General features: G+C 58.3%; 12 protein-coding genes and 2 pseudogenes. 10 read left to right on the top strand and 4 right to left on the bottom strand.

The window, feature by feature from the left end:
* Nucleotides 1-27 precede the first annotated feature (27 nt).
* On the bottom strand, nt 28-981 hold the full coding sequence (locus PH547_RS28935) for a helix-turn-helix transcriptional regulator (protein WP_285170115.1): 954 nt from the start codon (nt 979-981) through the stop codon (nt 28-30).
* Between the two features lie 432 nt (nt 982-1,413).
* Here PH547_RS28935 and PH547_RS28930 point away from each other — a divergent pair.
* The 9 genes and pseudogenes from PH547_RS28930 to gabT all read left to right on the top strand — a co-directional run.
* A pseudogene (locus PH547_RS28930) lies at nt 1,414-2,383 on the top strand (O-acetylhomoserine aminocarboxypropyltransferase/cysteine synthase family protein); the annotation flags it as partial.
* 554 nt (nt 2,384-2,937) lie between these two features.
* Complete coding sequence (locus PH547_RS28925; protein ID WP_285170114.1) at nt 2,938-4,122, top strand: PAS domain-containing protein; 1,185 nt, start codon at nt 2,938-2,940, stop codon at nt 4,120-4,122.
* Nucleotides 4,122-5,525: a sigma 54-interacting transcriptional regulator gene (locus PH547_RS28920; RefSeq protein WP_285170113.1), complete on the top strand. Its 1,404-nt coding sequence runs from the start codon at nt 4,122-4,124 to the stop codon at nt 5,523-5,525. The genes PH547_RS28925 and PH547_RS28920 overlap by 1 nt, the downstream gene beginning before the upstream one ends.
* Before the next feature lie 23 nt (nt 5,526-5,548).
* A complete protein-coding gene (locus tag PH547_RS28915) occupies nt 5,549-6,607 on the top strand; it encodes an ABC transporter substrate-binding protein (protein WP_285170112.1) in 1,059 nt (352 codons plus the stop codon).
* A gap of 69 nt (nt 6,608-6,676) precedes the next feature.
* Complete coding sequence (locus tag PH547_RS28910) at nt 6,677-7,780, top strand: ABC transporter ATP-binding protein (protein WP_285170111.1); 1,104 nt, start codon at nt 6,677-6,679, stop codon at nt 7,778-7,780.
* Complete coding sequence (locus PH547_RS28905) at nt 7,777-8,646, top strand: ABC transporter permease (RefSeq protein ID WP_285170110.1); 870 nt, start codon at nt 7,777-7,779, stop codon at nt 8,644-8,646. Before PH547_RS28910 ends, PH547_RS28905 begins: the two co-directional genes overlap by 4 nt.
* 12 nt (nt 8,647-8,658) lie before the next feature.
* Nucleotides 8,659-9,450 (top strand): ABC transporter permease, encoded by a 792-nt coding sequence (locus tag PH547_RS28900; protein ID WP_285170109.1) that lies wholly within the window; start codon nt 8,659-8,661, stop codon nt 9,448-9,450.
* Nucleotides 9,451-9,465: 15 nt separating this feature from the next.
* Nucleotides 9,466-10,971 (top strand): aldehyde dehydrogenase, encoded by a 1,506-nt coding sequence (locus PH547_RS28895; RefSeq protein ID WP_285170108.1) that lies wholly within the window; start codon nt 9,466-9,468, stop codon nt 10,969-10,971.
* Nucleotides 10,972-11,073: 102 nt separating this feature from the next.
* Nucleotides 11,074-12,381: a 4-aminobutyrate--2-oxoglutarate transaminase gene (gene gabT / locus PH547_RS28890; RefSeq protein ID WP_285170107.1), complete on the top strand. Its 1,308-nt coding sequence runs from the start codon at nt 11,074-11,076 to the stop codon at nt 12,379-12,381.
* Nucleotides 12,382-12,440: 59 nt separating this feature from the next.
* Here the strand turns inward: gabT and PH547_RS28885 are convergent.
* A pseudogene (locus tag PH547_RS28885) lies at nt 12,441-12,728 on the bottom strand (LysR substrate-binding domain-containing protein); the annotation flags it as partial.
* A gap of 100 nt (nt 12,729-12,828) precedes the next feature.
* Between PH547_RS28885 and PH547_RS28880 the strand changes: the two are divergent.
* Nucleotides 12,829-13,032 (top strand): hypothetical protein, encoded by a 204-nt coding sequence (locus PH547_RS28880; protein ID WP_285170105.1) that lies wholly within the window; start codon nt 12,829-12,831, stop codon nt 13,030-13,032.
* A 60-nt stretch (nt 13,033-13,092) separates the two neighbouring features.
* Here the strand turns inward: PH547_RS28880 and PH547_RS28875 are convergent, their stop codons facing one another.
* Nucleotides 13,093-13,761 (bottom strand): GntR family transcriptional regulator, encoded by a 669-nt coding sequence (locus tag PH547_RS28875; protein WP_285170104.1) that lies wholly within the window; start codon nt 13,759-13,761, stop codon nt 13,093-13,095.
* Between the two features lie 74 nt (nt 13,762-13,835).
* A partial coding sequence (locus tag PH547_RS28870) for an AMP-binding enzyme (protein WP_483315539.1) occupies nt 13,836-14,218 on the bottom strand: 383 nt, incomplete at its 5' end.

The following is a 14,218-nucleotide window of genomic DNA, read 5'->3' as shown; positions in this document are numbered from 1 at the left end:
AACAATAGGAAGACCCAATCTTCTGGATCAACTCTTCAATGTTTGCGAAGGTAGACAGCCGAAGCGCCTTTTGTATTCGGCCGCAAATCGACCGAGATGCCTAAATCCCCATTTGGCAGCAATATCGGCGACGGTTCGTTCGGAATGGTCGTCGAGCAGATCATGATGAGCTGCGGCCATCCGCATCTCATGCAGGTGAGCCATAGGGCTGGTATTCTTGAACTGCTTGAAACCTTCCTGCAGCGTTCGGACGCTGACCTTGGCGGCGGTCGCAATGTCGTTGAGCGATATCGGCTCAGCAATATGCTCCTCCATGAACTCTATGGCCCATTTTACTTGGCGCGGAGCCGGTGCCGGGGCAGTTCGCGCCAGCTCGCTTGAATAGCGATGCTGACAGTTCTCGAGAATGAGATAGGTCACAGCGTCACAAAGAGAGGCTAGTGCCAATGGCGACCGCCGCAGCCATCCGCCGTCGTAAAGGCCGCGATAAAGCTGATCGCCCAGATTCACCAACTCAAGTCCAGCATCCGACGTCAAGTCGATATGGGGATGGATGTCGATTCTGCCGCTAACGGTCCGATCAAGCATCCGGCTCAGGTGACCGGCGATCTTTGCCTTATCGATGAATAAATTTCGATGATGACGCGGGCCGAAGATGCGGCCACCTTTGCTAGGCTCCCCTTCCAGAATGATGCCGTGCCCAGGAGCTGAATGTATCGGGTTGCGGGAATAATCAAAGATCGCATGCCCTTGCTTCGCCAGAAAAATGATCATTCTATCGCTGGGCGCCTCCCGCTTAACGAGAAGCGTCCCATCGTAGGCGCAATCGGATATGGCTACCGGTCCCGCAGAGAGAAAGTGACAGCGGAATGCGACAGGATTGTTGTCGAGCGCGGCAACCTTTATTGACGAGTTTGGCGTCGACAGCAGTTCCGAAAGCTCGTCGGGATCTATTCCGCTTTGCACGGTTTTCCCCTTCATACCATACTCATTTTTGCGGCGAATCACGCGATCTCGAACGGAGTCATCATTGGCACGCATACGTGAAGCTGATGCATTTCGCGACCTTGAGAGACTGCGTCATAGAATATTTGATAGAGGCCTGTACTCAAGCATTTATATCCGCCTTCCCGGCCAGAACTGGCACTGTTGCTTTTCCGTCATCCAGCGATACGTGTACCTACCGCCGGTCAGGTCGCGGCCCAGCTCAGCTTTTTCCGAAGTCTTCGCGATAGCTGCCAGTCCCCTCTCCGTGGCCTCGGTCAGTTTTCAATCCTTCCCGACAAGGTTTGGCGCCCCGGTTTTGGTCAACAAATCCGGGCGCGCAAGTCGTTGATACTGGTGATCTTCCCAATTCGCGCCCCCACTAGATATTTCCGGCCTTGATGACATCGACTTGGTGCTGGGCTCTTCTATGGCGGCACCTGGAACCTCTTCGCCAACAGGACCAGGGCATCGAAGTCCGCTTCGTCGACCCGCAGGATCCGGAAGCCTTTGCTCGCGCCACCGACGGCCGGACGCGCGCCTACTATGCCGAGACGCTGCCCAATCCGAAGCTGCAGGTCTTCCCGATAGCCGAAGTCGCCGCCATCGGCCGCAAGCTGGGCATCCCGCTGATTGTCGACAACACGGCGGCTCCCCTGCTCGCCCGTCCCTTCGACCATGGCGCGGCCGTAGTGGTGTATTCGACGACGAAGTACATCGGTGGGCACGGCAGCTCGATCGGTGGCGCCATCATCGACGGTGGCAATTTCGACTGGGAAGCAGCCGGCAGCCCGCGCTGAACACACCAGACCCGAGCTATCATGGCGCCGTCTGGGTCGAGGCCACCAAGCCGCTCGGACCGGTCGCCTACATCGTCAAGGCGCGCACGACGCTGCTACGTGACCTGGGGTCGGCGCTGTCGCCCTTCAACGCCTTTCTGACACTGCAGGGGATCGAGACCCTGCCGCTCAGGATCGAGCGCCATAGCAGCAATGCCCAGAAAGTTGCAGAATACCTCTCGGAACGCTCGGAAATCAGCCGTGTCATCTATCCGGGCCTGCAGAGCGGCACTGCTCGTGATCGGGCAGACACGTATCTGCGCGGCGGCTATGGCGGCCTGGTCGGCTTCGAGCTGGCGGCCGGCCGTGAGGCAGGTCGGCGCTTTATCGACGCACTCGAACTGCACTACCACGTCGCCAATATCGGGGACGCCCGAAGCCTCGCGATCCACCCGGCCTCGACAACCCATTCGCAGCTGACGGCAGAAGACCAGTTGAAGACGGGTGTCACCCCTGGTTATGTCCGCCTCTCGGTCGGCATCGAGCACATTGATCACATCCTTGCAGATCTCGATCGCGGTCTTGCGGCATCACAAGGCTTCAACGCTGCCGCGGAATAAAAACACTGTTGCCAAGAGGATACGGCGCTTCCCGAGCGTGGCGCCGTACGTCAGTTTTGAGCGCTCAGCATGTCGATCTGCCGGTATCCCGAACTCGACCATCAGCGACAGGGGCAATGCTTTCGCACAACAGGTCGTCGCCCATGTGGTCTGAATCTAGATGCAGACCAGCATTCGCTTCTTTGTGCATCGTGCCCATTCAGCTCTTTTGTCCGATTTGCGGACTCCACCCGAACAAGACAGTTGGCGATGCAGCAAAGAAGGACGGCCACGCTCGAGGTGATGGTTCATCCGGCGGCGCATTTACTGTTTGGCACACGCGGATATGCGCGGCGCAAGTTCTTCGTGCTCGCAGACATCGGCGATAACCTTGCCTCCCGGCTTAAACGTCGAATCGCTGCAAAATAGCAGCACTTCGCTGCGATTGTGCGCATTATTTCCCTGAAAAGTTAGAATTTTTGCGGCCGATCCATTAGCTCATTGCAATTGCCACCGTCTCTGGCTGGATTGCTGCGTTTTCGCTGTCAGTCCACCAGCAAATTTGGAGTGACCGCATGAATGAGACCGAAGACGTGAACCAACGAATGAACATTGCTTTCAATATGGATAGTCTTCTGATCGATTGGATCGATATTGATGGCCGTATCCGCCGCATCAGCGATCGGGAGGTCAAGGAGTTGGCCCTCGACCCGCGAACGGTGATCGGTATGCCGCTCGAGAGTGTCTATAGCGCCGTATCCGCTTCGCTTATTCGCGCTGTCGTCCGCGGAGAGCGGACCGCCGATCAAAGCTTTCCAGTGTGGATGAACTCCGGTCCATATGGCGAGATAGCGATGGTGGCGAGCGTCTTCGCGGATGGCCAGAACGGTCTTGCGATCCTCAAGCAGCCGCTGACACCGCCGACCCTCGGCATCGGTGCAGAGCTGGTCGAGCGGGTGGAAATCCTGTCCCAGATGATCGGAGCTGCAACAGATGCGTGCTGGTGCATCGAGTTTCTCGAGCCGGTCGACACATCCCTGGCCGAAGAGGAAATAGTCGAGCAGATCTTCCGCAACCGGAGTCGCTGGCGAGCCTGTAACGAAGCGATGTCTCGCCTCTATCGGGTACCGGAGGATCAGGATTTCAACACGCAGCCTGTTTCCCGTTACTTCCCGGCGACTGAGATCAATCGACAGATGGTGCGGGACCTCGTCCGGTCCAACTACCGCCTCGACCGAGCGCAAGCCGTGGACAGGCGGCACGACAACAGCGAGATGCTGGTCGAGAATGACTTCCGTGCGGCCGTCAAGGATGGCTTTCTGATCCGGCTCTGGGGCACGACGCGCGATATCGGGATGCACAGAAAGCGCGAGCAGCAGCTTTACGATCGTGCTGAGACCATGCTCGACATCCTGAGCGCCACACCCGACCCCATCCTCGTCATATCGGACGACGGTTTGCTGCAGGCGGCAAATCCCGCCGCCGAGATCGCGTGGGGCCGCCCGGTCGATCAGATGCTCGGCCGGCCGCTCCAGCATTTCGTGGAGACGAAGAATGCCCTGGAAAAACTGCTGCAAACAGCGATCGAGGAAGAGCCCGGGGAAAGTGAATGCGATCTCATCATCATCTCGGCCAGCGACAGCAAGGACAGTTGGCGGTTCAGAGCCGCGCCCATTGAGGGAGAGACGTGCCGATATGTGCTGACGGCACGGAAAAAGCCGAGAAGAAAGTCGCGCCTCGTTGTTCAGGAGGCGCTGTGATGAAGTTCTATGCCAACGACATCACCGCGTCCGCACCGCGGGGGCTCCGTCCCGGCTTCATCGACGATCCGCAATTCCGTAGCCTGCTCGAGGCCCTCCCCGATGGAGTCGCCTTTTTGGAAATCGACGGCACGATCAAGCTCGTCAACAGCAAGTTAGAACTAATCCTCAACCTCGCGCGCGCGGACCTCGTCGGAACCGAGCTGGCGAAGCATGCCAAGACGGCCGGCCCCATTGTCCAGAAGCTGGCGGTAGCTCTTCATCAACTCAAACGGACCGAAATCTCGGGCGTACTCAACTCCCAGCGGAACGTATTCGCGTCGCTGAGCATCCTGCGCAACCCGGAGGGTGGCGCTTACGGCGCGCTGATCACCATGCGTGAATCGAGCCGGCAATACCGGACAAGCGAAGGCCTCGAGCGGTTTCGTTTCGAGGCGGAAACAGGAGAACTCGCAAGACCGTCCTACCATATGACGCCACGGCTCCAGAGTCTGGCTCGCAAGGCCGAGGTTGCTTTGGAACGCGGCAGCGCAATCCTGCTGACGGGGGAAACAGGAACGGGCAAGACCGAGTTCGCCACGCGTGTGGGCGGTTCGGGCGAAGCGGGAGCTGGGCCATTCGTCCATGTTAACTGCGGCTTGCTGTCGGACGAGCAGTTCGATGCAGAGATGTTCGGCATCGAACCAGGGTCGCCGCTCGATAAATCCACGCGCGGGAAGCTCGGCTTCATCGAAGCGGCGGACGGTGGGATCCTGTTTTTGGATCAGATCACCGATCTGTCCGTCACCGCTCAAATGAAACTCGTATCCTTTCTGGAGACCCAGACTTTTAGCAGGTTGGGATCGATGCAGCGGCGTCGCGCGCGCCTGCGCTTCATCTCGTCCACAAACCTCGACCTGCAGAAATGCATCGTCAACGGGTCTTTCCGGCAAGACCTCTTTTATCGCATCGCAGTCGTAACGATCCCCCTCCCGCCACTGCGGGAGCAGCCCGACCTTGTGAGGGTTGTCGCAGACCAGATGCTTCATCGGATCAATCTCGGACGGAAGCCCCAGATTCGGCTGTCGCCGGAATTTACCGATCTCCTTTTGGCGCATGCCTATCCGGGGAACCTGCGGGAACTGTCTAATATTCTGGAGCATGCCGCTGCCTCGGCCGAGGAGATCGCGCTTGCCGAGCACTTCATCGCGCCGGCGTCGGCCTCTGCCGTCGTGGAGCCCGAGCGCCTGGAGCGGCTGGACTCCGCCGCGCCCGCGCGTGCCAGTTTGAAAGATCTGGTCCAGGAGTTCGAGACCTGGATCCTGGAAAAATCCATCGCAGAGAATGGAAGCAAACGAAGCGCCGCCAAGGCGCTCGGAATCGACATCGCCACGCTCGTCCGCAAGACAAAGCGCAACCAATAAACACGATACAGGGGAACTATATCATGAGTTTTGTTAGAAGATTCGCCATCGCCGCATTGGCGACGATTTCCGCTCTACCACCCATTGCCTCGGCTAATGCAGCCGAACTCAACATTCTCACCTGGGAGGGCTATGCCGCTGACGGTTTCGTTCCGAAATTCGAGGCGGCATCCGGCTGCAAGGTCACGGCCTCCTACGTCGGCTCCAACGACGACTTTGCCGCTAAACTGGCTGCTGGGGGCGGTGTCTATGACATCATCACGCCTTCCCTGGACACCGTTCCAATGATGTACCAGGCTGGCTTCGTGGATCCGATCGACACTGGCAAGGTCCAGGGCTTCAGTGGCATCTACCCGCAATTCTCGACATCGAGCGCGGTCGTGGCCGATGGCAAGACCTGGGCCGTCCCCCTGATCTGGGGCTCCGTCTCTCTCATCTACCGGCCGGACAAGCTCTCTTCCACACCCGACTCCATCGGTATCCTGTTTGATCCCGCAAGCAAGGGAAAGATCTCCCTGTGGGACGATAAGTCGGCGATTTACTGGACGGCACGTTATCTCGGCTATGACAACGTCTTCGACCTCTCGGACGAGCAGTTGGAGGCCGTCAAGGCAAAGCTGATCGAGCAGAAGCCGTTCATTCGCAAATATTGGGCGTCAGCTGGCGAACTGACTGAACTGATGGCCAACGAGGAAGTCTATGTCTCCAATGCCTGGACCGGCCTGACGAGCAAGGACGTCAATGCCTTGAACAAGGGTTTCAAGGTCGTTGAATTCACGCCGAAGGAAAAGGCCGAGGGCTGGATGGATTCCATGATGGTCGTCAAAGGCTCTCCGAACACCGAATGCGCCTATAAATTCATATCCTTCATGCAGTCCGCGGATGGCCAGTGCGGCATTGCCCAATCGACGGGCTACTTCCCGGTCAATCCGAAGGCCGTGGAAAGCTGCATGAATGAAGAGATGAAGAAGGAACGCCAAGTCAACAATATCGAGTTCGTCAAGAGCTTGGTGATGTGGCAGCAGCCGAAGCGTCTGGACAAGTACCTCGAGGTCTGGAACGCGGTCAAGGCTGCGCCCTGAACGACACCATGGTTCGGAGGATGCGACATGCATCCTCCATTTCCTGTTCCTCGCAATTTCGGAGAACGCATGAGCTCGCGTGCTATCGTGACGCTGAACGGCGTGACAAAGACCTATGGCCATTTCACGGCCCTGCATGAAACGGACCTCGAAGTAGGTGAAGGCGAGTTCGTCACCCTTCTCGGACCATCAGGATGCGGAAAAACTACGACTCTGAGACTGATCGGCGGCTTCGAATATGCAAATTCGGGCATCGTCTCCATTGCTGGACAGGACGTGACCGCCTCTCCACCTTTCCGGCGTCCCGTCAACACCGTCTTCCAGGACTATGCGCTTTTTCCTCATATGACGGTCGCGCAAAACATAGCCTACGGCCTGTCCGTCAAGGGCGCCGCGGTCGCATCGGGAGAGCGGAAAAAACGTGTCGAGGAGGCCCTTGCGATGGTCGGCCTCGAGACGATGGGAAACCGGGTGCCCGCTGCCCTCTCTGGTGGCCAGCGCCAGCGTGTCGCCATGGCCCGCGCGATCGTGCGTCGGCCGCGTGTCCTGCTGCTCGATGAGCCCCTGTCGGCGCTCGACGTAAAGCTGCGGGAAGGTATGCAGGTCGAGCTCAAACGGCTTCATCGTGAACTTGGCATCACTTTCCTGATGGTGACCCACGACCAGGCAGAGGCGTTGGCGCTGTCCGATCGCATCGTCGTGATGAACCAGGGAAGGATCGTCCAGATCGGGGCGCCCACCGAACTCTACGACAATCCCTCGACGCCCTATGTCGCCGACTTCATCGGCGCCTCGAACCTGGTGCCGGCGCGATATGAAGGTCGGGATGGAGATTCTGACATGCTTCGTCTCAGTAATGGAACGCTCCTGAGGCGGACCGGTAAGCACCATGATTCGGCAGTCAAAGGCACGATCACCGCCGGCATCAGGCCGGAAAGAATAAGGCTGGACGTTTTTGATGGCGCCAACACCATGGAGGCTCGGATCGTCGAGACGCTCTTCCATGGAGATCGGATGCGTCTGGAACTGGCTTTGGCCGGCGATGCCGCGAGAATCTTCGCGGATATCCCGCGTGTCGCGGGGACGAGCCGGCAGCTTGAGCCCGGAGCGGTCATTAGCCTGCACGTGGATCCCGCAGACGTGATGCTGTTTGCTCCGGAGCCGAGCGCATGATCGTCAGCCGTCGCAACCTGGCAGCGTTCGCAGCCCTTTTTTCCATTCCGCTCGGCTGGACACTGATCTTCCTGATCATTCCTTATGCGGTCATGATCGCCGTCAGTTTCTGGACGCGACAATTCCCGCTCTTCATTCCAGACTTCCAGTGGGGCAACTTCGCCCAATTGTTCAACGATCCCCAATACAGCACGGTCATCCTGCGCACCCTGAAGATTGCCCTGCTTGTCACGTTCGGGGCGGTTCTGCTCGGTTATCCCCTCGCTTACTTCCTGGCCCTCACGGTCAAATCCCAGAAGTGGCGGAACCTTCTCTACATGTCCGTCATCGTCCCGCTCTGGGTGTCGTATCTTTTGCGCGCTTACACCTGGAAGATCATCCTTGGAACGAACGGAGCGCTCAACTCTCTGCTCATTTCCTTGGGGCTTATCGATCAGCCTTTGTCGCTGTTTCTATATAACCAGACCGCAATGGTGATCACCCTGGTCTACATCTTTGTTCCGTTCATGGTGATGCCCCTTTTCACCGTGCTCGACAATATCCCGAAGGCATTGATCGAAGCTTCGGAGGATCTTGGCGTCGGTCCCTTCATGACCTTCTGGAAGGTGATCTTTCCGTTGTCACTGGGCGGGCTCACGGCCGGCGCGACGATGACGTTCTGCTTGTCTTTCGGAGATTTCGTTGCGCCTGTGCTCGTCGGCGGGCCCGACGGCACCATGGTTGCCAATCTCCTGCAGAGCCAGTTCGGCGCCGCGCTCAACTGGCCACTGGGTTCTGCTCTCGCAACGCTCGTACTGATCCTCGTGCTCGCCGTTCTCACCGTCTCCAGCCGGTTCGACCGCACCGGTCACATCGACATGAATTAGGAGGACGAGATAATGGCTTCTCTTCAATGGTGGCAGCGGGGAATGGTGAGTTTGAGCCTGCTGGTGCTGGTTTTTCTATATGTTCCGATTATCATCCTCGTGTTGTTCTCGTTCAACGACAGCGCCGTGACATCCTTCCCGCTTTCGGGGTTTACATTGCGCTGGTACTACCAATTCCTCGCAAATGGCCAGATGCTGGCAGCACTTGCCAACAGCTTGATCGTGGCAACCTTCGCCACAATCCTGAGTGCGGCGGTTGGCGTTGCCGCGGCTTTGGCGCTCGATCGCTACAGTTTCCCGGGCAAGGGCCTCTTTCGCAATGCGATGCTGCTGCCGCTCAGCCTGCCCGGGATCGTGACAGGCATCGCGATGCTGAATTTCTACAAGCAGATAGGCATTCCGCAAAGCCTGACTGCTGTGGTCATTGGCCACGCCACAGCGCTGCTTGGCGTCGTCGTCTCGCAAGTAATGGCCCGTCTCGCCAAGCTCAATCGGCGTCTGCTTGAGGCTTCGGCTGATCTTGGGGCAACGCCTTTCGAGACATTCTACCGGGTCGTTCTTCCCAATATCCGCACTTCGATCTTCGGATCGGCGCTGCTCTGCTTCACGCTGTCTTTCGATGAAATTCCCGTCACCTACTTCCTCACCGGTCGCGAGGTGACACTTCCCATCTACATTTACTCGACTCTCAGGCGTGGCATCACTCCGGAGATCAATGCCGTCGGCAGTGTGATCGTCGCCGTTTCATTCGTCCTTGTCGTCCTTTCCGTGACGATGCTCAGGAACCAATCCAAATCAAGCTAACCAAGGAGGATCATCATGGATGCATCGACTTACACGCGGGATTTCTGGCACGCAAAAGCCAAAGCTCTCAAATTCAGAACGCAGCACTTCATCAACGGAACCTATGTTCCCTCGGCCGATGGCCGCACTTTCAAAAGCACTAACCCGGCCACAGGAGAAGTGTTGGCTGAGGTTGCCCGCGGGGGCCAGGCGGAGGTCGACCTGGCGGTCGCCGTCGCGCGTAAGACGTTCAAATCGGGCTCCTGGTCCCGCATGGACCCGCGCGACCGGATGGCCGTGCTGGAGCGGTTCTCCGCTCTTGTGCAGGAGAACGCGGAAGAATTCGCCCTGCTCGACAGCCTCGACATGGGTAAGCCGGTCATGGACATGATCAACATCGACATCCCCGGTTCGGTCACGTCGCTCAAGTTTTTCTCCGAAACGATCGACAAGATCGAAGGCGCCGTGACCAACACTTCGGCCAATGCCCTCCACTACATTCTACGGCAGCCACTCGGCGTCGTCGGCCTCATTGTGCCGTGGAACTACCCGCTGATGATGGCCGCCTGGAAGCTCGGTCCCGCCCTCGCGACAGGAAATTCCGTTGTCCTGAAGCCGGCGGAGCAATCGCCGCTTTCGGCAAACCTGCTGGCCGAACTGTTCATTAAAGCAGGTGGTCCGGCCGGCGTGCTCAATGTCGTCCATGGCCTCGGCGAGGAGGTCGGCAAGGCACTGGGCCTGCACAATGACATCGACAAGATCGGCTTTACCGGTTCGACCGAAGTGGGCAAGCTTTTGATGATCTATGCTGGCCAGTCCAACATGAAGAGGGTCTCTACGGAATGCGGAGGAAAGACGCCGCAGATCGTGCTTGGCGACTATGACGATCTCGACACAGCGGTCACCTATGCCGTCAATGGCATCTATGGAAACCAGGGCGAAGTCTGCAACGCCGGTTCCCGTATTCTGGTCGACAAGAGCATCCACGATGATTTCGTAGAACGCTTTTCGGCGCGTACGAAGCAGAACTTCGTGCTTGGCGATCCGCTCGATCCTTCCACGACCATCGGGCCGCTCGTAACTTCGTCGCATCAACAGCGTGTCTTGAACTATATCGACATCGGTCGCAAGGAAGGTGCTGCCCTCAGATTTGGTGGAGGCACGTTAGCGTCATCGCCAGCCGGTGCCTTCGTCGAGCCGACTCTCTTTACCGGTGTCAACAACTCCATGCAGATCGCTCGGGAAGAGGTCTTCGGACCTGTCGCGACGATTATCCCCGTCGACGGGATCGATGACGCGGTCGAAATCGCCAATGACACGATCTATGGACTGGCGGCCTCGATCTGGACACGCGATATCGGGAAGGCTCATCGTTTCGCCCGCGACGTGGAGGCCGGCGTGGTGTGGGTCAACTGCTTCGACCACGGCGACATGACTTCGATCTGGGGCGGCTACAAGCAGACGGGCAACGGCCGCGATAAATGCCTGGAGGCGCTTACCCAATACAGCCAGACGAAATCGGTCTGGGTTCATCTCGGCTAACCGCAGCTCAGCACATGTTTGTCTGGGCAGTTGCACCTGCCCAGACAGCAAAAGGCATGCGGAAGAGCCCGCACACCCGATCAACGATATGGATTTTCAAGAATGACCGCCTCAGCAGACCTGCACTCGCGTCAAAAGGCCGCCGTCGCTGGCGGCGTCGGAACACGCGCCATCTTCGCCCAAAGAGCCCTAAATGCGGAACTCTGGGACGTGGACAGTAAACGCTTCATCGATTTCGCGGCCGGTATCGCTGTCAACAATACAGGCCATCGCCATCCCACCGTCATGAAAGCCGTCGCTCGACAGGCGGAACAATTCACGCATACCTGCTTTCATGTCGCTCCCTATGAAGGATACATCAAGCTTGCGGAGCGGTTGAATGCGATTGCGCCGACAGGCGCGGAAAATCGCACGATGTTGGTAACCACGGGCGCCGAAGCGGTCGAGAACGCCATCAAGATCTCCCGCGCCTATACGAAACGGCCCGGTGTTATCGCATTTTCCGGCGCTTTCCATGGTCGCACGATGCTTGGTATGGCGCTGACCGGCAAGGTCATGCCCTATAAGAAGAATTTCGGACCTTTCCCAGCGGAAATCTACCATGCGCCGTTCCCGAACCCGTACCTCGGCATTTCCACGGAGGAGACGATCGCAAGCCTTGAGCGCCTGTTCGCAGCCGATATCGATCCCGAGCGTATCGCGGCCTTTATTGTCGAACCTGTTCAGGGCGAAGGCGGCTTCAATATTGCTCCGAATGAATTCCTTGTCCGCTTGCGCGAGATCGCAGACAGGCATGGCATAGTGCTGATCGCCGATGAAGTGCAGGCCGGTATGGCGAGAACGGGCAAGATGTTCGGTTTCGAACACTCTGGCGTAAAACCGGATCTCGTGACTATGGCAAAAGGCCTCGCCGGCGGCTTCCCGTTGTCGGCCGTTACCGGCAAGGGTGAGATCATGAACGCAGCCCACGCGGGAGGGCTTGGCGGTACCTATGCGGGAAATCCGCTGAGTGTCGCGGCCGCCAATGCGGTCCTCGATGTCATTGACGACGAGCAACTTTGTGAACGCGCGACCGAAATCGGCCGTCGCATCACCGACCGCTTGACGTCTCTTGCATCTCGACAGGGGATGGAACGGATTGGCGATGTGCGCGGTCTTGGCGCCATGGTCGCCTTCGAACTCGTCGAGGATCGCCAGACGAAAACAGCAGCACCCGCGATCACCAACCGTATCGTCGCGGAAGCTGAAGCGCGCGGGCTCATCCTGCTCTCGTGCGGAACCCGCCTGAACGTGATCCGTCTGCTGCCACCCCTGACGATCGAATGGGATACCCTTTTGGAGGGTTTGGACATCTTGGAGGCCTCGATCGAGGCAGCATTCTCTGCGTCACGGGGCACGGTGGCAGCGTAAGGCTCGAGACCTGGATGCCGGCAAATAACCGGTATCCTACCCCGTCTCGCTCCGGAGATTCAGGAAGTTCCCGACAGGGTTTCTGTAGCAAGCCAGGCGCGGAAAGCTTCCAGCGGCGGGTAGTTGGCGCGTGATTGCGGCCAAACCAGCCAGTAGGATCCGGAACCTGGCATCGATCTCTTCAGGACCGGTGCCAGGCGCCCTTCGATTATTTCAGTGTCGGCGAGATAGTCCGGAAGAACAGCCACGCCGAGCCCGGAGATCGCTGCCTGCGTCATCGTTGCGAACTGGTCGAAAAGCATCCCCGTCACGCTCGCCGGTTCTGCTCCCTGGGCGGCAAACCAGATCCTCAGGCCCCTTTGACGCCCGCCTTGGTCTTGAGCACGTTCTGCTGTTGAAGGGGATGTCACGCCCGGCGTGAGCGTGATTTTCTGGATGGCTCGTGCCATGTCGTTTCTCTGTGGCGGGCTGGCCGGAGCGCAACCCGCCGCGAACGCCCCTTCCCTGTCCGCAGCCTCCACCGTTTCCGGCTGGCGTCCGCCTCGTCACAAGCCACAGATTACCGGCATGATGGAAATCGGATGCAAAGCACGGGTCATCGCCCGCCCAATAACGGGACAGCGCGAGGAGATCGAAGGCCTGTTCGAGTGATGCCTTCTGGAACGGTGGAAATTGAACCGCTGGCCCCTACGATCTTAATAGCTATTGTCTCTATTCGGCTTCCTCGCCGATTTCCATATAGCGTGCCAATGCCAGGGCGGCATTCAGCATGTGCTCGCGCATGATCAACGCCGCTTCGGTCGCATCACCGCGCATCATTGCACGCAGGATCGCTTCATGTTCAAGGAATGACGCTTCCAATCGCTTCGGTTGACGCAACTGGGTTCTGCGGAATGGCAGGAGCCTTGCACGAAGCCGTATCAACTCATCAAACAGAAACTCATTATGCGCGCCGCGATACAACGTTTCGTGGAAAGATAAATTGAGTTTGTCATATTGTTCAAAGTCGTCGGCCTTCGCTGCAAGCTCGGAAGCCTCGTGAATTTCACGAAGCGCCGCGCGTTCCATGCCTGTTATCCGATGAGTTGCCAGACGGACGCACATGCATTCCATCTCTGCAGTCACTTCGAACATCTCCATGAGCCGCGGCAAAGTCAGCGGCAGGACCGTTGCACCGCGTCGGGGGCGGATCTCAACCAAGCCGATCGCCTCCAGCTGACGTAGAGCCTCCCTTACCGGCGTACGAGAAGCGCCAAAGCGGCTACTCAGCGTTGCCTCGTCCAGACTCGTACCAGGCCTTATGGCGCCGGAGGAAATCTCATCCATCAGCACTAATTTAATGCGCTGACCGATCGATCCGGCTTCGTCAATTTCAGTCATTTCAAACCTTACTTCCGATTTGGCGGTTCGGTTTTACACCATCCAATTCGAAAGATAGCAATCAATATAAAGCATCAAGCCGCATCCGCCCTGTTCTGCCGGTTGGCGATCAGATCATCGACAACAGCGGGATCGGCCAGCGTCGACGTATCGCCAAGCGCGCCGAAATCGTCTTCGGCGATCTTGCGCAGGATGCGGCGCATGATCTTGCCGGAGCGGGTTTTCGGCAGGCCCGGGGCGAACTGGATCTTGTCGGGCGAGGCGATCGGGCCGATTTGGGCACGAACATGTTTGACGAGCTCCTGGCGCAACGCATCCGAACCCTCCTGACCCGCCATCAGCGTCACGTAGCAATAGATGCCCTGACCCTTGATCGCATGCGGATAGCCGACAACGGCGGCCTCCGAGACATGCTGGTGCGAGACGAGGGCCGATTCGACCTCGGCCGTGCCGAGGC

The organism is Rhizobium cerradonense (assembly GCF_030182455.1).
Classification (GTDB): domain Bacteria; phylum Pseudomonadota; class Alphaproteobacteria; order Rhizobiales; family Rhizobiaceae; genus Rhizobium.
This window is presented reverse-complemented; position numbering and strand designations above follow the sequence as displayed.